The sequence below is a fragment of the Cryobacterium sp. TMT2-4 genome, assembly GCF_004402575.1.
GTDB classification, from domain to species: Bacteria; Actinomycetota; Actinomycetes; order Actinomycetales; family Microbacteriaceae; genus Cryobacterium; species Cryobacterium sandaracinum.
The window spans coordinates 23,333-44,399 of sequence record NZ_SOGE01000020.1 but is presented as its reverse complement, the minus strand read 5'-3'; the positions used below and the strand labels follow the sequence as shown (position 1 = coordinate 44,399).

Sequence of the window (21,067 nt, the reverse complement as noted above, 5' to 3'; positions counted from 1 at the left end):
CCGAACCCGGTTGAGCTACGGGTGACGGATGCCCCGGCCGGCCAGCACGGCCCGGTAGCCCTCGCGGTAGGTCGGATAGCTGAACGTGAAACCCGTGCCCAGCAGCAGATGGTTGCGGAGGCGTTTGTCGCCTCCGCGCTGGCTGTCCCGCAGGACGGGCCGAGTGGGCGCGGCAGTCGTTGTGCCGGGAGCGCCGGGTGCCTCAGGCTTAGGGGCCGGCAGTCCAAGCTCCTCGGCAAGGAACGCCAGCACCTCACCGCCGCGCACCGGCGCGCTGTCGACGCCGAGATAGAGGGTCGCCGGTGCTTCCTCCCGCAGCATCAGGTGCACGATCGCGGCCGCGGCATCATCCCGGTGGATGCGGTTCGTGTGGCGGGCCGAGGCCGACGCGGTGGTGCGGCCGCTCCGCACCTGGGTGATCAGGCGCTCCCGGCCGGGGCCGTAGATGCCCGACAGGCGGAAGACGACAGCCGCGGGGATGCGGGCGTGCAGCATCCGTTCGGCCTCGAGCAGAATGGCGTCGGTGCCCGGCCGCGGGTTGGCCGGCGTCTGCTCGTCGACCCAGCTCTCGTCGGACACGTCGTAGACGGCGGTCGACGACACCAGCAGCACGCGGCGGGGCGTGACGCCGGCCTCGTCGAGCGCGTCGAGGAGGTTCTGCAGACCGTCCACGTAGGCCGCCCGGTAGACCGCGGGGCTGGGGTTGCCCGCGGCGATCGCCACGATCACGATCTCGGTGTCGGCCGGCACGACCGGCTTGTGCGCGCTGAGGTCGACGGACTGGCCCTCGATACCGGCGGGGAGAACGGCCGCGTTGCGGCGCAACCCCACCACCCGGTGCCCGAGCGCCGCGAAACGCAGGCCCACCTCCGTGCCGAGGTCCCCGCATCCTGCAATGAGTACCTTCATCTCGCTCCTCTTGTCTGCTTCCAACGCTAGCGGCACTCTCTGAACGCTGACAGTCGACGCAGTAGGCTCGGTGGGTGAGCGAATCATTCCGCAGCATGCTGCGTTCCCTGCCGGATTTTCCCGTCGATCTGCCGATTTTCGACCCGGCATCGGCGCCACTCGACCCGGCTGTACTGTTCCGGTCGTGGCTTGATGAGGCCCTCGCGGCCGGGGTTTCCCAGCCGCACGCCTTCAGCCTGGCGACCGTCGGCGCCGAGGGCATGCCGTCGTCGCGCATGCTCATCCTCAAGAATCTCGACGCCGAGGGCTGGCACTTCGCCACCTCGCGGGCGTCGCGCAAGGGCCGGGAGCTGACGGAGCATCCGTTGGCCGCGATGAATTTCTTCTGGTCGGCGCTGGGCCGCCAGGTGCGCGTGGTCGGCCCGGTCGCCGAGTTGTCGACGGATGCCTCGGCGGCCGACTGGTCCGAACGGCCCGGCGCCGACGGATCAGAGAACCCCACCTGGCAGCTGTACGCCCTGCGCCCGGTCGAGGTCGAATTCTGGCAGGCCGACCCCGGCCGCCGGCACGTGCGCCACCGCTACCTGATTCCCGCCGAGGGCTGAGCGCGCTCGGGCTGAGGGGGACTACTTCCAGCGGCGGGCGGACCCGGTGAGGAACTGCACATAGCCGACCAGTGACGCGTAGGAACACAGCACCTGGTCGCCGAGCAGATAGGCCAGGTAGCCGAACCGGTTGCGTCGCATTTCCAGACCGAGCGGACCGAAGACCCGGCGGCTCTGGAACATGCGCAGACTTCCGTAGATCACCAGGGTGATCGGAAGCACGGCCAGCGCCCAGATCGAGACCACGGCCGTGTTGCCGAAGACGGCGAACAGCACGAGGCCGGGCACCCAGAACAGCCCGTGCACTCCTGCATGCGGGTGGGCAGGTTGATGCGGGAGTTGCGCACGAGAACCGCGCCGGCCACGGCAACAGTGTCTGCCGGGGCGGATTCAAGCCGGGAGATCAGGTGGCGCGGGGCCTTCCGGTGCAGCAGCGTGTCCGCGTCGACCGTGATCAGATAGGGCGTGGTCACGTGGGTCAGTGCGGAGTTCAGCGCGTTCGACTTGCCGGGGACAGGTTGCCGCACGACCAGCAGGTCCACGTCGGATTCGATGGCGGCGACGTTGGCGAACCGCGCCGTAGCGTCATCGGAGCCGTTGTCGGCGAGGATCACCGTCACCTCGCCGGCGTAATCGCTCCCGCCGATGCAGCGGATCGCCTGCCGGAGACCGTCCTGCTCGTTTCGGGCGGCCACGATGATGGTCAGGGGGGTGACCGGATCGGGGACCCGGAACGGCGGCTGGCGATCCAGCAGGAGCGACAGGCTCAGAAACGCCACCACGAAGCCAGGCAGGAATGCCACCAGGGAGACGATGATCCACGCCGCCGGTTCGCCGGTCAGGCGGGTCAGGTCCTGGATCCACGGCAGCGAGATCCAAACGGATGCGTCGGTCCAGCTGAGCGCGAACAGAACGGACAGCCAGAACTTCACGGCGACGGAGAGGCAGAGCCGGCGCCCGGGCGTCCGGTGGAGGGCAGCGGGCTCAGCGCACGCTGTCGGCGATGCCGGCGGTGCCGGCGCGGTTGGAGCGCGGGCATGTGAGCCCCAGGTGCGGGCTGTGTGACTCACGGCTGCGGCATCTGTCCCCCGGGTTGTTACTACAAACGTACGCCGCGACGGGCCCGCTGAGGAGTTGCCGAAGACACCAGTTCGGAGAGCTAGAAGTCCTCGTAGGTGAAGGCCTCCTCGGCGAGAAGCTGGGTCCAGGGCTCCGGTCGTTGGGAGCGGACTTGTTGCAGCGTGACGGTCGAGTTCGGGGTGATCAGAAGCGTAGTCAAGAACCCGGCGGAATTGATCACATTGATGAATCCTCCACCGCGCTGCACCGCGTCGGCCACGGAGGTTTTCCATGCTGCCAGGTCATCGTCGGTGTCGACAACGTAACGGTCGCCATTCACGGTCAGACGGTACTCGTTCATGGAAATAGACCCTGTCTCTCAGCGGACCCTGAAGCGCCACGTGGTGGTTCAGCAGAGATCGGACGATGCCCTAAGAATTGGCGTCGGAGAGTAATATATAGCGATCAGTTTGAATTTCAAACTATTTTATGTTGGAAGATGATGCACGTCGTCGATAGGGTGGAGGCGGAAATGTGCCGCAGATCCAGCTGAGTACTTTTCGTTGATGTCGGGAGGAAACCATGTTCAAGGAAAGTGGCTCCGTCCAGGTTCTCGAGGGTGTTGCTGCTGCGGTGGTCGTTCTGCTTCGAGCGCTGGACAAGACGCGTGCCGGGATGGCGGCGAAGGATGGCTTCACGGGTTCTGAGATACGGGTTCTTTTTCGAATTTCGGAAGCGGGCCGGGTGACACCGAAGATTTTGGCCGGTTCCACGGATCTCTCGATGGGTGCGGTCACCGCGATCTCTGACCGGTTGGTCGCCCGGGATGTCGTGCGCCGAGTTGCCAACCCGAATGACCGGCGGAGCCTGTTCCTGGAGCTGACTGCGACGGGCGAGACGCTGATGGATAGCATCTACGGTGATTTTCGTGCACGGATCGGCGAAGCTCAGAGGAAAATGTCGTGTGCTGAACAGGAGCTGCTCGAGGCGCAGCTGCTGAATATCGCTGCGGCGCTCGGCTACGACCTGGAAGAAAGACTTGCTGGAACTCAAATATCGGTCGTGAAGGCTTCTTGAGCCTCCCGTTTCGGACGTGGCGGGGTACGTTCGGAAAATGACTTGGCCACGTTTGAAAAGGAGCAGCAGCGAGAATCGCAGGAGGGATTGCCATGCGTGATCAATTCGCGGTTGCCGAAAAGGCATTGTCCGCTTTGACAGGCAGCGAGTCCCGTCTGTTCGAGCCGTTCCTGGGGGTACTGCCAGTGGATGGCGTGTCAATCTCGACGTTCGGTGACTTTCTCCCTGATGAGACAATCTCGGCGAGCGACGCCCAATCGATGCGGCTGGACGAGCTGCAATTCGATCTGGGCGAGGGTCCGAGTTGGGATGCTCTAGAAACCGGGGCGCCGATCTTCGAGCCGAACATTCGCGAACGACCGAACCGGGTTTGGCCGGCGTTCTCGGAGGCAATCATCGCCGATGATCTGGGCGCGCTTTTTGCTTTTCCTTTGTCGTTGGGGCCGTTGCGCATCGGGGCGATCGACCTGTACACGAGTCGGCCCAGTCATCTCAGTGATCTGAATATCCAGCACACTGCAGCCCTCGCGACCGTCGTCAGCCGGCTCGTTCTCGCCCGTGCCATCCGGCTGTCCCAGAGCGACATTAAGGGTGAAACCGACACGCGCAAACAATTCTCCCGACGTGAGGTGCATCAGGCCACAGGCATGGTGCTGGCCCAACTGGGGATTTCTGCCCTGGACGCCCGTCTGATCATCCAGGGCCATGCCTTCGCCGTCGGCCGATCTGTGCAGGAGATCGCGGAGGAGATCATCGACCGGCGATTGACTTTTGCGGTGAATGAAAACCAGATCGAAGGGTCTCATGATTGATGAAACGAGAGAAGACCGCCTGATCGAAACGTTCGCGACCCTAGCTGACACCCTGGTTGCCGGTTATGACGTGGTGGAGCTCCTCCAGACACTGGTGGAGAGTTGCGCCGGGCTCTTCGATATTGCGGCGGCAGGTATTCTCCTGGCCGACGAAAACGGAGAGCTCGAAGTTGTCGCTTCCACCAGCGAAGCCAGCAGGCTTGTCGAGGTGATGCAACTGAGCGCTCGGGCGGGCCCGTGTGTCGAGTGTTTCATTACCGGGTCGGTCGTGTCCCTGCCGGACGTGGAGGACAGCCCGCTCGCGTGGCGGCGGTTTCGGGACAGTGCCAGGGAGCAGGGTTTTGCTGCGGTCCATGCGATTCCGTTGCGGCTGCGTGAGACTACCATCGGCGCCCTCAACTTGTTGTCCACTGTTCCCGGCGCCCTGCGCCAACAGGATGTGCGCGCGGCCCAGGCGTTGGCCGATGTGGCCACGATCGGGATTCTGCAGGAACGCACGCTCCGAGAAAGCAACTCGGTGCGGGAGCAATTGACGATTGCGCTGAACTCCCGAGTCCTCATCGAGCAAGCCAAAGGCGTGATCTCGCATTCCCGCGGAGTCTCGATGGAGGACGCATTCGCGTTGCTGAGGAATCACGCTCGCAGTAACCACTTGTTGTTGTCCCAGGTTGCTCAGGGGCTGGTCGACCAGACCCTTGTCATCTAGGCGGGAGACCCCCGCGCCTCTCAGAGCGCCTGAATCCTCCCGGAGCGCGAAATTCCCTGCTTGATTTCTGTGACGAACACCCTCTGAAATACGACTACATGTTAAGAGATTCTCGCTGAAGACAGATTCTGTCTCGGCGGGACACGCTCCGATCGCGTCCACTCCATCGATTCTCCTGTGACGCGGCTGAGCGAAGTCGTCCTGACTCTCTGAGGTTCATATCTGTATCAGTAGAGGAGATATCAACATGGCAACATACGATTCATCCGGTCTAAACATGAATCGAAACATCGACGACCACGGCTCCGATGCTGCGGTATCCGCGGGCGATGGGGCGACCAACCGCCACGAGGTCGCCGACCGTGATAAGGCCGTCGGCCGCGACGAGGCCCGCTTCGGCGGGATCAAGTGGGGATCGGCTTTCTTCGGCTGGCTCACCGCCACCGGGACCGCGGTGATCCTCACCGCCCTGTTCGCTGCGGTCGGAGCCGCAGTCGGCCTGGGCGGGGCCGATTCCACAGACCAAGCTGCCGGAACTGCTGCCGAGAACGCCGGCACCATGGCACTGGTCGGAGCGATTGTGCTCGCGGTTGTGGTCTTCGTGTCATATTTCTGCGGCGGCTACGTCGCCGGTCGGATGGCCCGCTTCAACGGAATCAAGCAGGGAATCGCGGTCTGGGTCTGGGCGATCGTGATCGCTGCCGTCGCCGGGATCCTCGGGGTCATTGCCGGCGGTGAACTCAACGTTCTGGGGAACCTGAACAGCTTGCCCAGCATCCCGCTCAATCCGGACGGTCTCACGGCAGGCAGCATCATCACCGCGATCGTCATCGTCCTGATCAGCCTCATCGGCGCAATCGTCGGCGGACTCGCCGGCATGCGGTTCCACCGCCGCGTCGACCGCGAAGCACTCGGCCGCTGACGGCCAGCACCTAACACTCATATCCAACACCTGCACCGGGCGGCTGGGCGGGCGCAGGTCTGCCCAGCCGCTACCGCACTCTCGTACCCAAAATTTTAAACAGAAATGAGACCGCCATGGCGCGCCTGCTGAAGTACATCCCCGTAATCCTGACCGTGGTCACCAAGTACCTGCGCAGCCCGCAGGGGAAGGCCGCGATGCAGAAGGTTCGCACGTCGCGCCGCCGGCCGAAGAACGTCGGCAGTACCCGCCCGGGATACTGAAGAAATCCGTCTGCGCCGCGACCACCGGCCCTGCACCTGGCAGACGCCGCTGACGGTGACGAAAACTGGGAAGAAGCTGAGACAGTCGACAGCGGTCGGCACTGGAGCATCGCCGGCACCACCCCGGTAGGACCGGCCGACGGCTACTGAGTCCTTGATGCGAGGGGCCTGACAGCCGTGAGGGATCGTGGATTTGGGTTCGCGGCGGTTGTCCGCGAGGTCTGGCAGTGACTCTCCTCGAACGAATTCGACGGAGATTCTGCCCAAATCGCCCCCATAGAGCCTGAAATTGCAGTTTTCCGGCAGATTCTCCGTCGAATTGGTTCAACACCGGACACGACGCTCCGCCTGGGCTCAGCCGCGTCCACTCGGTGCAGTCAGCTCTGACTTTCCGGGAGCGACTCCACCAATCGAATAGGGTCCGCTCACCTACGCCTCGGTCACCTGGCCGTTGTCCACCCGCCAGTGCCGGTCCGTGTGCACGTTGGCCAGCATCCGTCGGTCGTGGGTGACCAGCAGCAGCGTGCCCTCGTAGGACTCGAGGGCCTGCTCGAGCTGCTCGATGGCGGCCAGGTCGAGGTGGTTGGTGGGCTCGTCGAGCACCAGTAGATTGATGGCGTGCGCCTGCAGCAGCGCCAGGCCGGCACGGGTGCGCTCGCCGGGGGAGAGGTCCGCGGCCGGACGGTGGACGTGGTCGGCCTTGAGGCCGAATTTTGCGAGCAGGGTGCGCACCTCGGCCGTGGACAGATCGGGCACGAGTTCCTCGAAGCTGGTGGCGAGGTGCCGGGTGCCATCGAGTTGGGCCCGGGCCTGGTCGATTTCGCCAATGCTGACGCTGGCACCGAGGCTGGCCGTGCCGGCATCCGGAACCTGATGCCCCAACAGCGCGCGCAGCAGCGTGGACTTGCCGGCCCCGTTCGGCCCGGTGATGCCGATGCGCTCACCCGCGTTGACCTGCAGCGACACCGGGCCGAGGGTGAAATCGCCCTGGCGGAGCACCGCGTTGCTCAGCGTGGACACCACCGAACTCGAGCGGGGCGCGGACCCGATCGTAAAGTCGAGCTGCCACTCCTTGCGCGGCTCGTCGACCTCCTCGAGGCGCGCGATGCGGCTCTCCAGCTGCCGCACCTTCTGCGCCTGCTTCTCGCTGGACTCGGCGGATGCCTTGCGTCGGATCTTGTCGTTGTCGGGTGCCTTCTTCATGGCGTTCCGCACGCCCTGGCTTGACCATTCGCGTTGGGTGCGGGCCCGGCCCACGAGGTCGGCCTTCTTCTCGGCAAACTCGTCGTAGTGTTCGCGCTTGTGCCGGCGGGACGTTTCGCGCTCCTCCAGGTAGGAGTCGTAGCCGCCGCCGAAGACCCGGTTTGCCCCCTGGACGAGGTCGAGTTCGAGCACGCGCGTCACGCAGCGCGCCAGGAACTCACGGTCGTGGCTGACGAGCACGACGCCGCCGCGGAGGCCGGTGACGAAGGACTCCAGGCGTTCCAGGCCGTCGAGGTCGAGGTCGTTGGTGGGTTCGTCGAGCAGAACGATGTCGAAGCGCGACAGCAGAAGGGCGGCCAGTCCGACCCGCGCGGCCTGCCCGCCGGACAGAGACGTCATCAGGGTGTGCTCGGCGAGCTCGGTGCCGAAAGTGAGACCGAGGCCGGTGAGCACCACGGGCATCCGTTCATCGAGATCGGCGGCGCCGCTGGCCAGCCAGCGCTCGAGGGCGGCCGAGTACACGTCGGCCGGGTCGAGGCCGTCGGGTCGCGGGCTCGGTGATGCATCGCCGAGAGTGGATGCCGCGTCGTCCATCTCGAGGGTCGCCTGGGCGCAGCCGGTGCGCCGGGCGATGTAACCGGCCACGGTCTCACCGGGCACACGCTCGTGCTCCTGCGGCAGGCAGCCGACGAAGGCATCGGCCGGGGCGAGGCTGACGGTGCCGGACTGCGGTTCGGACAGGCCCGCAAGCAAGCTCAACAGCGTGGACTTGCCCGATCCGTTCACACCGACGACACCCACGACGTCGCCGGGCGCGACGGTGAGGTCGAGGGAATCAAAGAGTGTGCGGTGCGCGTACCCGCCGGTCAGGCCCTTGGCCACGAGTGTTGCGGTCATTCGTCTATTTTCTCAGACTGGCACTGCGGTTGCGCGCGTCACGGCGTGCTGCGAAAGTCTTCAAGAAGAGCGGCTCGACGGATGCCGACGGATGCAGACGGCGGCTCAGGCTGGTACCGGTTCCGCCTGCCTACGGGTCCGAGCGGGCGCCTGTGCTCGGGCTCCGGACGGAGCCTGAGCCTGACCCGGAACAACAACGGCCTCAGCGGCAGCCGGCACGAAAGCCTGAGCCGAAGTCGCAGCGGGTGCGAGGGTGAGGATTCGTTCCAGGAGCAGCGTCGCGGCGTTTCGCCGGATGGACAGCACGACCCGGGCCTCGTGCGGATTCTGCCCGGCAGGCCCCGCGGTGACAGGCCCCCCGGCCGCCGCCTCCACCTTGGCGAAGTGGGTCTGGCCGTGGCGCGGGCCGGCGCTCATGTCCACGCAGATGCGCAGGGTCGGCGCCCGCTCGGCCTCAAGAGCGCCGGTTGCGAAGGCCGCGGCGATGGAGGTATGCAGGGCGAAACGCCGCGTGCTGAACTGCGTGCCGCACTGCGTCAGGCAGGTGCCGAGCATGGCGGCCAGTGCCTGCTGGGTCAGCCCCGAGGCCGAGGCGAGTGCCCGCCGGTGGGTCTCGTCGAAGGTGTGCGGCGCCGTCGCGTCGAGCGGGACCACGGTCACCGGCCAGCTGGCCGCGAAGACGTCCGCGGCGGCCGTGGGGTCGGCGGCGATGTTGCCCTCGGCGAATTTGCCGACGTTGCCGGGCGCGAAGACGGCGCCGCCCATGATGGTGACGCGACGCACGAGCCGGGGAAGTTCCGGGTCGAGGTAGAGGGCCTCGGCCAGGTTCGTCAGCGGGCCGACCGCGATGACCTCCAGTTCGCCGGGATACTCGTGCGCCAGCCGGATCAGCAGCTCCGTGGCGCTGTCGTCGACTGGGTGCCGCCGCGAGCGGGGCAGCAGCACGTCCCCGATCCCGTTGCGGCCGTGCATGTGGGCGGTCCCGCGCCGGGAGATCCCGCTGACGGGCTCCCAGACGCCGACCGCGACCGGGATATCGTCACGCCTGGCGGTAGCGAGCAGGCTCAGGGTGTTCACCGCGGCGACGGCCGGGTTGACGCATCCGCTCACCGTGCCGATCCCGACCAGACGGATGCCCGGTGTCGCCAGCAAGAACGCAAGCGCCATCGCATCGTCGATCCCGGTGTCGCAGTCGAGGTAGATCGGGCGGGGGTGGGGAGCCGTCGTGGGAGTCATCGTTGACCATCCGTTCTCATGGTGCTGGTTCAGGGGTTCAGAAGCGGTGCGGGAGTTCATGCGGCGGGGCGCAGAATCAGGGAGGCCAGGAAGGATGCCAGGGTGAGACCCGCGGAGATCCACAGGGCCGTCTGGAAGCCGGCGACCGTGCCCGCGGCCACGACCGGGGCGACGAGGGCGATGCCGATGCCGATGCCGATGCCGAAGCAGGCGCCGTTCAGGCCGGGCAGGGCCCCGCGCGCCTCGGGCGGCGAGTTGAGCACGGAGACGCCGTTGACCGAACTCTGGAACAGGCCGAGGTAGAAGACGCCCATCACGATGAGCAGGCTGAAAACCAGCCAGCGGTCTATCGCGAACACGGCCAGGCCGACCGTGATCAGGGTGATGACGCCGCTGCTCAGCCGCAGCGCGGTGATCCAACCGATCCGCACGGCGATCCAGCCGGAGAAGATCGCCGCGGTGACGCCGACGAACGCGGTCGGGGTGAGGTAGAGCAGCGCCGACATCGAGGCGGAGAGCCCGTAACCCACCTGATTGTTCTGGCTGAGCAAGACCACGGTGAAGTTGAGCGCGGAAAAGACCCCGGCCAGGGTGAGCACCGTGGACAGCAGGAGCGGCCACACCCGGCGGGAACGCAGCGCGTGGATGGGAATGAGCGGCCGTCGGGTGCGCCTCTCAACGAGCACGAAGACGACCGCGCTGACGACCGCCCCGACGAGGTAACTGAGCGTGAGCGGGTCGGCCCAGCCTGACGACGACGCCTGCGAGATCAGGCTCGTGAGCAGCACTAGAAACAGGGACAGGATGCCGGCACCCCACCAGTCCATTGACCCGTCCTGGGTGCGCGGATCATCCTGCGGAATGAAGAGTGCGACGCAACTGATTGCGACCAGCCCGAGGCCGAGGGTGAACACGAAGAGGAACCGCCAGCCGATGGTGTCGGTCACGTAGCCGCCGAGAAAGCCGTCGACGCCGAACAGGCCGCCGTTGACCGAGGTGATAATGCCGACCGAGATGCCGAACAGGCGGCTGTTCAGGCGCTCCGAGAGTAGGAGGAAGGAGATCGTGAAGGTGGCGTTGGACGCGCCCTGCAGCACCCGGCCGAGCAGTAGCAGTGGGAGGCTCGGTGCGAGGGCGCAGATGACGGTGCCGATCAGCAGCAGCGTCAGTACGATCACGAGGCTGCGCTTGCGGCCGAGGAAATCGCTCCAGCGGGAAAAGACCATGCCGAAAACGGCGCCGGAAAGGAAGAACACCGACTGCACCCGGGCGACATCCTGCATGCTCTCGCCCAACTGGGCGCCGACGGCTGGCAAGGCGGCGGAGAGGAGGGTGGCATTCAGCTGGAACGTCAGGATCGCCAGGACCAGCGTGCCGATCAACACTCCGGGAGCCCGGGGAGCGCGGGCGCGCCCCATTACGGGAGCGGCTTCGGAGGAAAGCACGAGCATGACACGACTCCTTCATTGGAGCAAACACAAGGTCGACACGCTCAGTGTACATGCTTGTTATACAAGTGCGTGAGATCACACGATAGGCTCGACTCACCGACCAGGGGAGAACGAATGGATCGACGCACGGAGGCGGCCCTGGCAGGTCCGCTCGAGACCAATGGAAGTCTGCCGCTGCGGGTGGCGGTGTACTCGCGCATCACCGAGGCGATCCGCAACGGATCCCTGCCGATCGCCTCCCTGCTCCCATCGGAGTCCGAGCTCGGCACGGCGATGGGCGTCAGCCGCACGGTCGTGCGGGAGGCCCTCATGCTTCTCGAGGAGGACCGCTTCGTGCGCTCGCGCCGGGGCATCGGGCGCTTCGTCGCCGACCGGCTGCCTCACCTCGGGCTGCAGAAGATCCGTCCGATCGAGGAGCTTCTCAGCGAGACCGGACCGACCGTGCACGTCCGCCGCACCCAGACTGCGCTGCAGTCCGCGTCGCCCGCGTTCACTGCGGACGCCATCGGCATCCGCACCGACGAGGCCTCATGGTTTCTCGAGAGCGTCATCACCCGGGAGGGTGCACCCATCGCCCTGATCCAGGAGCATGTGCCGGGAGACCGCCTGAGCCGGCTCGGCGAGGCGGCGGTGGCGGCCGTGTCCGAGGCAGGCGTCGACGCGAACGCCCAGGGTGACGCGGGAGCTGCGGGACACAGTGCGCTCGCCGCGCTGATCGCAGTGCTCGGTCCGATCTTCGGGCCCGGCGAAACCGACATCACGCTCGGTGTTCCCGGTGCCACACGCGGCAAGCTGCTCGGGCTGCCGGCCAGCAGCCCGGTGCTCATCCTCACCCAGACTCTCGACCACGACGGGCGCCCGTTCTATCTCTCGAAGGCCCTGATCAACACCGACTTCGTGCAGCTGACGATCAGCCACGCGGTGCAGTCCTGAGCCGGGCCGCTACCGCAGCGCCGAGATAGTCATCGAGATCGCCTTGAAGTTCGCGATCCGCTGCTCGTAGCGGGCCGCGAGCACGATCAGGATGACGCCGCCCACGCCCAGCCACAGCCACCACGTCACCGCGCCGTAGGCCAGCGAGATCCAGGGCCAGAGCTGCGCCACCGCGTGCAGCATCAGCACGATCGCGCCGATCACGAACGGAGCCTGCAACTTGCGCACGGCACCGACCACGATCACCACGGTGGCAACGAGGCCGAGGCCCACCACCCGCCAGAGCGGGCTCTCGGTGATGTCGAGCAGCACCGACGGAACGAGCAGCACGAGCAGCACGAGCAGCCCGGGAGCAAGCCAGCGCCGGCTGCGCGCGGCCGGCGTGACGTCGAGGTGCAACCAACCGGTGGCCAGCAGGGCGATGGCCAGTGGAACGCTCACGATCTCCACCGTGGCCGGCGCCGCGTACGCGGACCCGGCGACCACGGCGCCGCCGCCAGCCCCGATCGCCACCCAGGCGACCATCCGGCCCAGTCGGCTGTCGTCGTACCAGAACGCCGCCAGGTGCAGCGCGGAGAAAGTCCAGACGAGCAGGATCACCCGGATGGTCGCCAGCGGCTCGTAGCCGAGTGCGGCCACCTCGGCCGCGAGAACCCCGACGGTCGCCAGGACCAACAGGACGTAACCGAGGCGCAGCGCGGGGGCATCCGTCGCTTCGCTGCGGCCCGGGCCGGTACCCTCATCGGTGCGCCGGGTGACGGTGACGAGACCTGTGCCGACGGCCGCCAGGATCAGCGCCGAGGGCAGCAGCCATGCCTCGAGCCGGGTGTCGGGGCCGTTCGGTGCGAGCTCGAGCAGCGGCTGGATGCGGGATGCGGCCGTGAGCACAACCGTGAGCACAACCGTGAGCGCGCCGATGCCGAGGGCCGGCCAGGCGAGGGATGCCCAGCGCGGCCGGACCAGGAGGAGCGCCCCGCTGACGGCGAACGCACCGCCGATGGTCAGGGCCAGCACGGGGCGGAGGAGATCGCCCGTGCCGCCGACCACCGCGCCGGGCAGCAGGGCCAGGGCCAGTCCGGCCGTGATCCAGCGGGCCCGCACGGCGACCGGCGCCTCGGTGTCGGCCGGTCGCGCGCGCCCGGCGAGCACCTGGCCGACGACGATAGCGAGGCCGAGCGGCACGGTCACGAACTCGAACGGTTCGGTCGCTTGCGTCCCCACGGCGCTCATCAGGGCGAACCCGGCCAGCCCCGCCGCAACCCAGCCGACGGCCATGGTCAAGGGCGCGCGCAGCCGCCACGCGGCCAGCACGTGCACGACCCCGAGGGCGAGCACGAGAACGGATGCACGCACCGCGGTCACGGCGGCGTCATCGGTCATATCGGCCCCGGTGAATGCGGCAATCTCGGCCGTCGTCACGGTCGCCAGCGCCAGCACGAGCAGCGTGATGCTCGCGATGGTGCGCGGACGGAGGGCCGCTGGGTCGGTGCGGGCGCCGATCAGGAACGCCCCCGCCGCCGCGGCAGCGAGCGGGAACAACCAGCATTCGAGCCGCGCATCGGGTGCGCCGGGTGCGCCGAGCACGCGCATCAGCTGCACGATGCTGGTCACCAGGAGCCCGATTGCTCCGCTCGTCCAGGCGGCGGCAAGGTACGCCGATCGTGATGGCCCCCAGCGCGCGACGGCAGAGCCCAGCAGCAGCACGCCGCACGCCGCGGCCATGACGATCGGACGCGCGGGCGAGCCGGAGGCCGAGGCGAGCGCCAGCGGCACGATCGCCACGAGCAGGCCGGCCAGGGTGAGCAGCGCCGCGGCCGGGCTTGCCGCTGCAGCCCGAGGAATGCGGCCGAACCGGCGGATCAGCACGGCCAGGACCAGCAGCATGCCGGCGACCGGGAGCACGTACGGCTCAGGGGCCTCGGTGCCGACGCGGTTCAGCCCGACCCAGAGGCCGGCCGTGCCGAGCAGCAGGGCGAGCCAGCCAAGATGGCGTCGCGGTGACCGGGAGCCGAAGAGCCCGTCCGGGGTGATCGCCGTGACGAGGGCGGTCGCGCCGACCAGCAGCAGCACGAGCCAGGCGAGGGGGCTCCCGGCGGCGAGAGTCAGGAGAGTGCCGGGAACCAGAATCAGGCCCGCGCCGGCCTCGAGGGCGAGCCGGTCCGTCCGCCCTTGGGTGTTCGAGGCCGTGTCACGTGCCCCCACCGTGTCGAGTACGAGGCCGAGGGCGCAGACGAGTAATGCCGCGGTCGCGACGGCGATGCCGTCGACGGGCGCGGGGGCATCCGTCGTCTGCCGCACGGACCAGATCAGCGCGAGCAGCGTTGGTGCGGCTGCGCCGAGGGCCACGACACGCTCGATCCGTGCGGTGCCGGAATTGCCGTGCAGCCGCAGCCAGATTCCGATGGCGCAAGGGTACTGGTCGGCCGTCCTAACGGGTGCGTGCGCGGTCAACCGGGGGAAAATACTGCCGCGCCGGACTAGAGCCGGTGCTCCGCCAGCCAATCCACGAGCACCCGATTGAAATCCGCCGGGCGTTCGACGCTCGGCAGGTGGGCGGTGTCGCGGAAGGTGAAGCCGGTGACGTCAGGGAGCGTCGACAGGAGGTACTCATATTCGGCGAGATGCGGGGTGATGTCGAATTCACCAACCGAGACGAACGCGGGTACCTCGATGTCGCTGACCTGGTTGAAAGTGGGCGGCTCAAGCGGAATCGGCGTCGGGGACTCTTCCGCATGCACGGCGTTGACTCGGCCCAGCGCGTAGGCCGTGGCCACGAATTCGGGGTCGAGGTCGGCCTCGGTGCGCAGTGGGCCGAACGCCCAGAGCGCCACCTCGAGTCGCGCCAGACGGTGCCAGTCCTGAGCGTCGAACGCGGCATCCAGTTCGTCGAACCGGGAGTCCTCGAGATCGGTCAGTTCAACTTCGGGGAATCCGCTGGGCCCGGCTCCGACGGTCACCAGGCCGTCCACGCGGACGGGGCTCTCCGTAGCCAGGTCGATGGCGGTCCCGCCTCCGCGAGAGCACCCGATCAGCGTGGCCGACGCCACCCCGAGGTGGTCGAGAACTGCGAGGGCGTCCGCACGCGGCGAGAACTCCACGTTCTCGGTGGTCGTCTGGCCGCATCCGCGGCTATCGAAACGGATGACGAAGTGGCCGGCAGCCAGCGCGTCGATCTGCGGGTCCCACATGCGCAAATTGGCGATGCCGGCGTGCAGCAAGAGGAGTGCCGGTGACGATACGTGGCCGGCTGTCTCGTAGTAGAGCGACGCGCCCGGAACGGTGAGGTGAGGCATGATTTAGCGTAGGCGTGCGGCGGGCGCCGCGGCAAGGGAATTACCGTGAGCGCACGAATCTGTGACCGCTGAATACCGGCGACCCCAACCCGGGTGACGGGTATGCAGGTGGACAGATTGACATCCATCGGGGCAAGAGTCACATTCGATATATCGACGCCGATCGATTAGTTGGTTGTCTGCCGTTCTGGGCCACGACGTGGCCCCATGAATTGGACCCACGACCTGGGACCAGTGGATCAACCCCATGGCGATCGCCCCAGAGTCGCGCGACGCCCCCATCAATGCCCCGTTCACTGCGCCGGGACTGAGCCGGCAAGTCCGAGGACTCGTGTGTCCGGGTTGCCCCGCGAACTCCTGCTCGCTTCGCGTGGCCGAAAAATACGAGGAACACCATGAACGCGTACATCACGACCACCTCTCCCCGCGACGGTGATTTCGGCATGCCTATGGCCCATCCGGCAGGATGGGCCATAGGCTCTTTCAACCCAGAGTCGTGCTGAGGGTGTTGTCTATTCCAGGATGCCGCAGGCGGCCGGATCCGTTGCTTCTGCCGGCAGGTTCGGGTCGAGTTCGCTTGCACCTCGGCTGAAGTCATACTCGCCGTTGCCGTTGTAGTCGACGCCATGGATCACGACGACGCCTTCGCCCTCGCGGATGGAATCAGCGATCTCTTTCGCCGTTCCTGTTCCGCTGGGGCCGGGGTATCCGGTTCCCCCCACCTTGGTGATGTGGAGATTGTCGCGGCTGTAGTGGTAGCTGCCGCCCTCAGACACCGGGAACCGGGTGACGTCCAGCAAGCTGGCCGGTGAGGTGTCCCCTGTCGTCGTCAGTGAGACGACGACCGGTCCGTAGGCGGGAATCCCTTCCACGGTGTTCAGGCGACCATCACCGTTGCTGTCCAGTGCGATGGTGGGGCACTCTTGCATCGCCTGGTTGCCGTAGTGAATGTGCTGAGCGTGCGGGGCCTCTGGCATCAGCCCGGAGGCGTGCACTTCAATGTGCTTGATCTTCTGGTTGCGAACTGTCGCGGTTGCAGTTCCGGATGCCCCGGATCCGTTGAGTTCCGTGAGGTTCGCGGTCAACGTCACCGTTTTGGGGGTGCGTTCGGATTGCGTGGTCTGCGCTTGAGCTGCTCCGGATCCGAGTACGGCTGCGGCGAACAACGCAACAGTCGAAACTCCGAGAATCCCGATGGAATGTCGTTTCACGATTTACTCCTTGGTCAGCGGTCAACGAGGAATTCCCGTTGATCATTGGTGGTTCGGAGCGGACAGTAATGAGGTTTGGTCATGTAGACAAGGCCGGGTGCGTGTCGGTCATCCGATTCGGTCTCGGAGAGACGACTTCCTCGTCGCAGGTTTGCCGGTCCATCCACAGGGTTCGTGAACTAAGGTTAGCCTTGCCTCAGTGTGACTGCGGGGGCAAACTTCGACCAGAGACAGCCGTGCGCACCGACAAAACATACGATGCATTCCCGCCCGCAAGGATATGCGCGGTAGAACCACTGAGGAGCACCCGACGCGACCCGATGGGCGGTCTTGAGGCCCTCCGACTCCTCTCCGGCGATCCGTCCGCGACTGCCCTCGTGACCGCGAATGGAACCATAAACTACGCCGAACTGGACGAACTTGTCCGTGACCGGCGTGAATTATTGGGAGACGGCCGCCGACTCGTCATGGTGTCGTGCGCGAACGCCCTGGAGCCCCTGGTGACTTATCTCGCCGCGCTCGCGGCGGGGCATCCAGTTCTCCTCGTCGCAGGCGACGGGGACGAGCCGAGCCAGGAGCGGAACAGGAACGGGCTCCTTGAGCGTTACGACCCCGACGTGGTTTTGGCGCCCGTCGGCGGCGAATGGCGTCTGGATGAGCGACGCGAGGGAAGCCGGCACACGTTGCACCCTGAGCTGGCACTGCTGCTCAGCACCTCGGGCTCGACAGGATCGCCGAAACTCGTTCGGCTGTCACGCGAGAATGTGCGCAGCAACGCGAGAAGCATCGCCGACTACCTCGCCCTGACCGAGCAGGACCGGGCGGCCACAACCCTGCCGATGCACTACTGCTACGGCCTCTCAGTCGTGAACAGCCACCTGATCTCCGGGGCGAGCCTGCTCCTCACCGAGCGTTCTGTGGTCGAGTCTGCATTCTGGAACGAGTTCGACGCGGCAGGGGCCACCTCCTTCGCCGGCGTTCCCTACACCTTCGACCTTCTCGATTCGACCGGATTCGCTGGGCGCCAACATTCGAGCCTGCGCTACATCACTCAGGCCGGCGGCCGGCTCGGCCCCGACCGGGTGCGCGATTACGCCCGGCTGGGGCAAGAACGTGGATTCGACTTCGTCGTCATGTACGGACAGACAGAGGCGACCGCACGGATGGCCTACCTGCCGCCGGAGTTGGCGGCGACCCGGCCTGAATCCATCGGAATCCCGATACCGGGCGGGCAGTTCCGCATCGACGACGCCGACGAGCACTCGGTCGGTAACCTCGTGTACACCGGGCCGAACGTCATGATGGGATACGCGGAGAGCCCGGAGGAACTCGCCGCTGGACCGACAGTGGGGGATCTGCGCACCGGCGATCTAGCCCGCCAGCACGACGACGGACTCTTCGAAATCGTCGGGCGGAGCAGTCGCTTCGTCAAGATATACGGCCTGCGGATCGACCTCGACCGGGTCGAACGGCTCCTTGACGACGACGGTGTCGAAGCGAGGGCGGTGAACCTTGAGGAACGCCTTGTGGTCTTCGTGCGAGAGCGGTGGGCCCTCGGGCTCGTCGCGCCGATCGTCGCGGAGGCGCTTGGCTTGCCCGATCACATCGTCCGGGTGCACCTTGTCGAGGAGTTCCCCCTGACGTCCAGCGGCAAGCCAGACACCGCGAGCCTGCTTCGGGAGGCGGCGGACCTCGAGCGAGAAGTCCCGCTGGTGGATCGCAGAGGGACCGTGACGGCGGAAAATATTCGGGCGCTCTACTCAACCCTCCTTGACCGTCCGGACGCGGTCCTGGACGACAGCTTCGTCGCGCTGCACGGCGACTCGCTCAGCTACGTCGAGGTCTCGGTGCGGCTCGAGCAGATGCTCGGCACGCTCCCCAGGGACTGGCCCGCGAAATCGGCCCGGGAGTTGGCGAGCCGCCGAACCGCACCGTCCGGGGCGCGACCCCGACGGTCGCTGGCGCGCATGGAGACATCCGTAGTGCTGCGGGCTATCGCCATCGCGCTCATCACGGGGACGCACGCCAACCTCTTCCAGATGCAGGGCGGTGCTCACCTGCTGCTCGGAATCCTGGGCTATAACCTGGCCCGATTCCAGTTCGCCGATGTACCTCGGCCGGTACGGCTCGGGAAGCTTCTGCGCAGCGCCGTCCAGATCTTCGTCCCGGCCGTGCTGTGGATCGGTGGAGTTGCCCTGATCGGAGGGATGTACGAACCCGCGACGGTCTTCATGCTGCACAACCTGCTCGGCGGCGACGAACGCTGGACGGTGCAATGGCAGTACTGGTTCCTGGAATCCGTCGTGTGGACGATCCTTGGCCTTGCGCTTCTCTTCTGCGTGCCCCAGCTCGACCGGATCGAGCGCCGATACCCCTTCGTCTTCGCGGCGTCCTTCTTTGCGGGGGCGCTTCTGCTTCGTCTGCTGCTGACCGGAGGGGTCGAGGCAGGGCCGACCGAACGTTATTCGCTGCCGTTCGTGCTCTGGCTCATCGCTCTCGGCTGGCTCATCGCGCGTTCCACGGACGTCACTCGGCGGGTGCTGAGCTCTGCGCTCGTCGTGCTCTCCGTTCCGGGCTTCTTCGGCGACCCGGCCCGCGAGGCGATCACGATTGCGGGACTGCTTCTTCTCCTCTGGATTCCGGCCGTCCCCGTCCCGCGGATTCTGGTGTCGGTGCTGAGCGTCACGGCCTCGGCATCGTTGTTCGTATATCTCGTCCATTGGCAGGTCTTCCCGCTTTTCGGGGACGACGTACCGCTGCTCGCCACCATTGCCTCCTTCGCGGTGGGTATCCTCGCCTGGCGAGGATATTCCGCACTGAGCGCTTGGTGGACCCGTCATCCCGCGGTCGCAACCCGCACGCTTGTGGCCAATGTATTCGCGACAAGAACGTCGGCCGGTCGCCGGCGGTGAGGTTGGGCTGGATGAGCGGGGCATAGTTCGGGGTGAGGTCGGGTGCGGTTAGGAACGCGGGAGACGCCGTCCCCCGATGAGCAGCCAGAAGATCATGGCGGTCTCGCCCACGAAGCCGAACAGGCCGAAGGTCGGGGTGAAGGCGGGTGCCACCACCAGGCCGATGAGGTCGGCAATGTAACCGATGCCGGCGAGACCGATCAGGATTCCAAAGACCTTCGGCATGAAGCCCGAGCGGATCGACAGGTAGGCGATCAGGAGGAGATGCACCCCGAACAGGCCCAGGGCGGTGGTCCAGATCGACGAGAACGACTCGATGTCGGCCAGCGCGGCTTCCGGGGTGTCGAGGTTGGTGAAGGCGACCACGAGCCGGCTGAGAGCGACCATGAACCACCCGGCGAAAGCGATTCTGATCAACCCGGCACCAGCGGAGACGACACGGCTGACGGGCTTGAAGAGCGCGTAGGTGCCGGCGGCGGCGACGACGTCCAGCACGACGACGACACACAGCGCGCCGATCCCGGCGAGCCACAGCGCCGGCGAGGCGGAAATGGCATCGGTCGTCTTTTCCGCATCACCGGCGGTCACGAGGCTGTTGACGGCGATGAAATAACCAAAGATCGAGAGGAACACCATGGCCGTGAGGGCGGTGCCCGTTACGAGCGCTCCGGTTCGCTGCGACCAGCGGAAGGGGTTGAGTGTGGCAGCCGGCGCTGTGGCGCTGGGCGCGGGGTGGAGGTGAGTGGTCATGGCTCGTATCCTTACTGCATCTGTGGCTAAAACTTACGATGTATGCTTATGTTGTAAGTAAGATATATGTACGTGGTAAGGCTTGTCAACGGATATGAGTGCGGGAGAGAGACTTGGCAGCAGCACGTGAAGCAGCACCCGCACCCCGAGCTCGTTTGAACCGCGAGCGGGTGATCGCTGCCGCCGTTCGCCTTGCCGACACTGAGGGGCTTGAAGCCCTCACGATGCGGCGTCTGGGCAAGGACCTGAACGTGAAGGCCATGTCGATCTATAACCACGTGGCCAACAAGGATGACCTCATCAACGCCATGGCCGATGCGATCTTCAGCGAGATCGAATTGCCGTCACACAGCGATGCGTGGAAGCCGGCAATCCGAAAGCGCTCGATCTCATTCCGGGATGTCCTCGCCCGTCATGCTTGGGCTACGACCGTTCGTGACTCCGGAACGAACCCGGGACCGGGCACCCTCCGGCACCACGACCGGGTGATCGGAACCTTCCGCAACGGCGGTTTCTCGATCGCGAAGACGGCCCACGCGTTCTCCGCTGTCGACAGCTATATCTACGGGTTCGCGATGCAGGAGAAGAGCCTGCCCTTCACCACGCCGGAAGAGACGGCAGCGATGGCCGCGATCATGCTGGCGCAGCTGCCCACAAGCGAGTACCCGTACCTGGCTGAACTCACGGCCGACCACGTCTTGAAGCCCGGATACTCCTATGGGGATGAATTCCTGGTCGGGCTCGACCTCATGCTCGACGGACTCGAGACCATGCGAGACACCGATCAGGCCTTTGAATGAATGAGGGCGTCATGAGACACACGTGACG

General features: G+C 66.3%; 20 protein-coding genes. 9 read left to right on the top strand and 11 right to left on the bottom strand.

Going from position 1 to position 21,067, the window contains the following annotated elements; genetic code table 11:
• Positions 1 to 15: 15 nt before the first annotated feature.
• Positions 16 to 909: an NAD-dependent epimerase/dehydratase family protein gene (locus tag E3O54_RS06135; RefSeq protein ID WP_134401173.1), complete on the bottom strand. Its 894-nt coding sequence runs from the start codon at positions 907 to 909 to the stop codon at positions 16 to 18.
• 74 nt (positions 910 to 983) lie between these two features.
• Here E3O54_RS06135 and E3O54_RS06130 point away from each other — a divergent pair, with 74 nt between their 5' ends.
• Positions 984 to 1,514, top strand: coding sequence for a pyridoxal 5'-phosphate synthase (locus tag E3O54_RS06130; RefSeq protein ID WP_104100065.1), 531 nt, complete (start codon positions 984 to 986; stop codon positions 1,512 to 1,514).
• Between the two features lie 21 nt (positions 1,515 to 1,535).
• Here the strand turns inward: E3O54_RS06130 and E3O54_RS06125 are convergent, their stop codons facing one another.
• The 3 genes from E3O54_RS06125 to E3O54_RS16270 all read right to left on the bottom strand — a co-directional run bounded on the left by E3O54_RS06125 (position 1,536) and on the right by E3O54_RS16270 (position 2,934).
• Positions 1,536 to 1,736 carry a hypothetical protein gene (locus E3O54_RS06125; RefSeq protein ID WP_134343181.1) on the bottom strand — a complete coding sequence of 67 codons (201 nt, stop codon included), beginning with the start codon at positions 1,734 to 1,736 and terminating at the stop codon, positions 1,536 to 1,538.
• Positions 1,715 to 2,446: a glycosyltransferase family 2 protein gene (locus E3O54_RS16275; protein WP_166785336.1), complete on the bottom strand. Its 732-nt coding sequence runs from the start codon at positions 2,444 to 2,446 to the stop codon at positions 1,715 to 1,717. Before E3O54_RS16275 ends, E3O54_RS06125 begins: the two co-directional genes overlap by 22 nt.
• Before the next feature lie 227 nt (positions 2,447 to 2,673).
• The gene (locus tag E3O54_RS16270; protein ID WP_158250226.1) at positions 2,674 to 2,934 is read right to left on the bottom strand and encodes a hypothetical protein; all 261 of its coding nucleotides are present in this window, start codon (positions 2,932 to 2,934) and stop codon (positions 2,674 to 2,676) included.
• Positions 2,935 to 3,155: 221 nt separating this feature from the next.
• Here E3O54_RS16270 and E3O54_RS06115 point away from each other — a divergent pair, with 221 nt between their 5' ends.
• The 5 genes from E3O54_RS06115 (at position 3,156) to E3O54_RS16265 (ending at position 6,353) form a co-directional block, all read left to right on the top strand.
• Positions 3,156 to 3,650, top strand: a complete 495-nt coding sequence (locus E3O54_RS06115; RefSeq protein ID WP_134343179.1) for a MarR family winged helix-turn-helix transcriptional regulator — start codon at positions 3,156 to 3,158, stop codon at positions 3,648 to 3,650.
• A 92-nt stretch (positions 3,651 to 3,742) separates the two neighbouring features.
• Entirely contained in the window at positions 3,743 to 4,462 is a 720-nt protein-coding gene (locus E3O54_RS06110) for a GAF and ANTAR domain-containing protein (RefSeq protein ID WP_134343178.1), read from the top strand.
• Entirely contained in the window at positions 4,455 to 5,168 is a 714-nt protein-coding gene (locus E3O54_RS06105) for a GAF and ANTAR domain-containing protein (protein WP_104100070.1), read from the top strand. The genes E3O54_RS06110 and E3O54_RS06105 overlap by 8 nt, the downstream gene beginning before the upstream one ends.
• Before the next feature lie 277 nt (positions 5,169 to 5,445).
• The gene (locus E3O54_RS06100; protein ID WP_104100071.1) at positions 5,446 to 6,090 is read left to right on the top strand and encodes a hypothetical protein; all 645 of its coding nucleotides are present in this window, start codon (positions 5,446 to 5,448) and stop codon (positions 6,088 to 6,090) included.
• A gap of 116 nt (positions 6,091 to 6,206) precedes the next feature.
• The gene (locus E3O54_RS16265; protein ID WP_166784818.1) at positions 6,207 to 6,353 is read left to right on the top strand and encodes a hypothetical protein; all 147 of its coding nucleotides are present in this window, start codon (positions 6,207 to 6,209) and stop codon (positions 6,351 to 6,353) included.
• A gap of 429 nt (positions 6,354 to 6,782) precedes the next feature.
• Here E3O54_RS16265 and E3O54_RS06095 read toward each other — a convergent pair whose 3' ends face one another.
• The 3 genes from E3O54_RS06095 to E3O54_RS06085 form a co-directional block, all read right to left on the bottom strand.
• Positions 6,783 to 8,453 (bottom strand): ABC-F family ATP-binding cassette domain-containing protein, encoded by a 1,671-nt coding sequence (locus E3O54_RS06095; RefSeq protein ID WP_134343177.1) that lies wholly within the window; start codon positions 8,451 to 8,453, stop codon positions 6,783 to 6,785.
• Between the two features lie 105 nt (positions 8,454 to 8,558).
• Positions 8,559 to 9,689, bottom strand: a complete 1,131-nt coding sequence (locus tag E3O54_RS06090; protein WP_104100107.1) for a nucleoside hydrolase — start codon at positions 9,687 to 9,689, stop codon at positions 8,559 to 8,561.
• A gap of 56 nt (positions 9,690 to 9,745) precedes the next feature.
• Positions 9,746 to 11,140, bottom strand: coding sequence for an MFS transporter (locus tag E3O54_RS06085; protein ID WP_104100073.1), 1,395 nt, complete (start codon positions 11,138 to 11,140; stop codon positions 9,746 to 9,748).
• A 114-nt stretch (positions 11,141 to 11,254) separates the two neighbouring features.
• Here E3O54_RS06085 and E3O54_RS06080 point away from each other — a divergent pair, with 114 nt between their 5' ends.
• Positions 11,255 to 12,073: a GntR family transcriptional regulator gene (locus E3O54_RS06080; protein ID WP_104100074.1), complete on the top strand. Its 819-nt coding sequence runs from the start codon at positions 11,255 to 11,257 to the stop codon at positions 12,071 to 12,073.
• A gap of 9 nt (positions 12,074 to 12,082) precedes the next feature.
• On the opposite strand, the gene E3O54_RS06075 is transcribed toward E3O54_RS06080, so the two are convergent.
• The 3 genes from E3O54_RS06075 to E3O54_RS06065 all read right to left on the bottom strand — a co-directional run bounded on the left by E3O54_RS06075 (position 12,083) and on the right by E3O54_RS06065 (position 16,577).
• On the bottom strand, positions 12,083 to 14,524 hold the full coding sequence (locus E3O54_RS06075; protein ID WP_134401172.1) for an SCO7613 C-terminal domain-containing membrane protein: 2,442 nt from the start codon (positions 14,522 to 14,524) through the stop codon (positions 12,083 to 12,085).
• A 26-nt stretch (positions 14,525 to 14,550) separates the two neighbouring features.
• A complete protein-coding gene (locus E3O54_RS06070; protein ID WP_134343175.1) occupies positions 14,551 to 15,366 on the bottom strand; it encodes an alpha/beta fold hydrolase in 816 nt (271 codons plus the stop codon).
• 512 nt (positions 15,367 to 15,878) lie between these two features.
• The gene (locus E3O54_RS06065; RefSeq protein WP_134401171.1) at positions 15,879 to 16,577 is read right to left on the bottom strand and encodes a hypothetical protein; all 699 of its coding nucleotides are present in this window, start codon (positions 16,575 to 16,577) and stop codon (positions 15,879 to 15,881) included.
• Positions 16,578 to 16,897: 320 nt separating this feature from the next.
• Between E3O54_RS06065 and E3O54_RS06060 the strand changes: the two genes are divergently transcribed.
• Entirely contained in the window at positions 16,898 to 19,489 is a 2,592-nt protein-coding gene (locus E3O54_RS06060) for an AMP-binding protein (RefSeq protein WP_166805207.1), read from the top strand.
• A 48-nt stretch (positions 19,490 to 19,537) separates the two neighbouring features.
• Here E3O54_RS06060 and E3O54_RS06055 read toward each other — a convergent pair whose 3' ends face one another.
• Complete coding sequence (locus E3O54_RS06055) at positions 19,538 to 20,239, bottom strand: DUF4386 domain-containing protein (RefSeq protein WP_134343173.1); 702 nt, start codon at positions 20,237 to 20,239, stop codon at positions 19,538 to 19,540.
• A 113-nt stretch (positions 20,240 to 20,352) separates the two neighbouring features.
• Between E3O54_RS06055 and E3O54_RS06050 the strand changes: the two genes are divergently transcribed.
• The gene (locus E3O54_RS06050; protein WP_198411440.1) at positions 20,353 to 21,039 is read left to right on the top strand and encodes a TetR/AcrR family transcriptional regulator C-terminal domain-containing protein; all 687 of its coding nucleotides are present in this window, start codon (positions 20,353 to 20,355) and stop codon (positions 21,037 to 21,039) included.
• Positions 21,040 to 21,067: the final 28 nt, after the last annotated feature.

Excerpts from the sequence above, each read along its gene's own strand:
- E3O54_RS16265 (WP_166784818.1), top strand. The coding sequence starts at position 6,207 with ATGGCGCGCCTGCTGAAGTACATCCCCGTAATCCTGACCGTGGTCACC.
- E3O54_RS06115 (WP_134343179.1), top strand. The coding sequence starts at position 3,156 with ATGTTCAAGGAAAGTGGCTCCGTCCAGGTTCTCGAGGGTGTTGCTGCT.
- E3O54_RS06100 (WP_104100071.1), top strand. The coding sequence starts at position 5,446 with ATGAATCGAAACATCGACGACCACGGCTCCGATGCTGCGGTATCCGCG.
- E3O54_RS06070 (WP_134343175.1), bottom strand. The coding sequence starts at position 15,366 with ATGCCTCACCTCACCGTTCCGGGCGCGTCGCTCTACTACGAGACAGCC.
- E3O54_RS06105 (WP_104100070.1), top strand. The coding sequence starts at position 4,455 with ATGATTGATGAAACGAGAGAAGACCGCCTGATCGAAACGTTCGCGACC.
- E3O54_RS16270 (WP_158250226.1), bottom strand. The coding sequence starts at position 2,934 with ATGAACGAGTACCGTCTGACCGTGAATGGCGACCGTTACGTTGTCGAC.
- E3O54_RS06060 (WP_166805207.1), top strand. The coding sequence starts at position 16,898 with ATGGGCGGTCTTGAGGCCCTCCGACTCCTCTCCGGCGATCCGTCCGCG.
- E3O54_RS06055 (WP_134343173.1), bottom strand. The coding sequence starts at position 20,239 with ATGACCACTCACCTCCACCCCGCGCCCAGCGCCACAGCGCCGGCTGCC.
- E3O54_RS06110 (WP_134343178.1), top strand. The coding sequence starts at position 3,743 with ATGCGTGATCAATTCGCGGTTGCCGAAAAGGCATTGTCCGCTTTGACA.
- E3O54_RS06095 (WP_134343177.1), bottom strand. The coding sequence starts at position 8,453 with ATGACCGCAACACTCGTGGCCAAGGGCCTGACCGGCGGGTACGCGCAC.
- E3O54_RS06085 (WP_104100073.1), bottom strand. The coding sequence starts at position 11,140 with ATGCTCGTGCTTTCCTCCGAAGCCGCTCCCGTAATGGGGCGCGCCCGC.
- E3O54_RS06090 (WP_104100107.1), bottom strand. The coding sequence starts at position 9,689 with ATGACTCCCACGACGGCTCCCCACCCCCGCCCGATCTACCTCGACTGC.
- E3O54_RS06135 (WP_134401173.1), bottom strand. The coding sequence starts at position 909 with ATGAAGGTACTCATTGCAGGATGCGGGGACCTCGGCACGGAGGTGGGC.
- E3O54_RS06080 (WP_104100074.1), top strand. The coding sequence starts at position 11,255 with ATGGATCGACGCACGGAGGCGGCCCTGGCAGGTCCGCTCGAGACCAAT.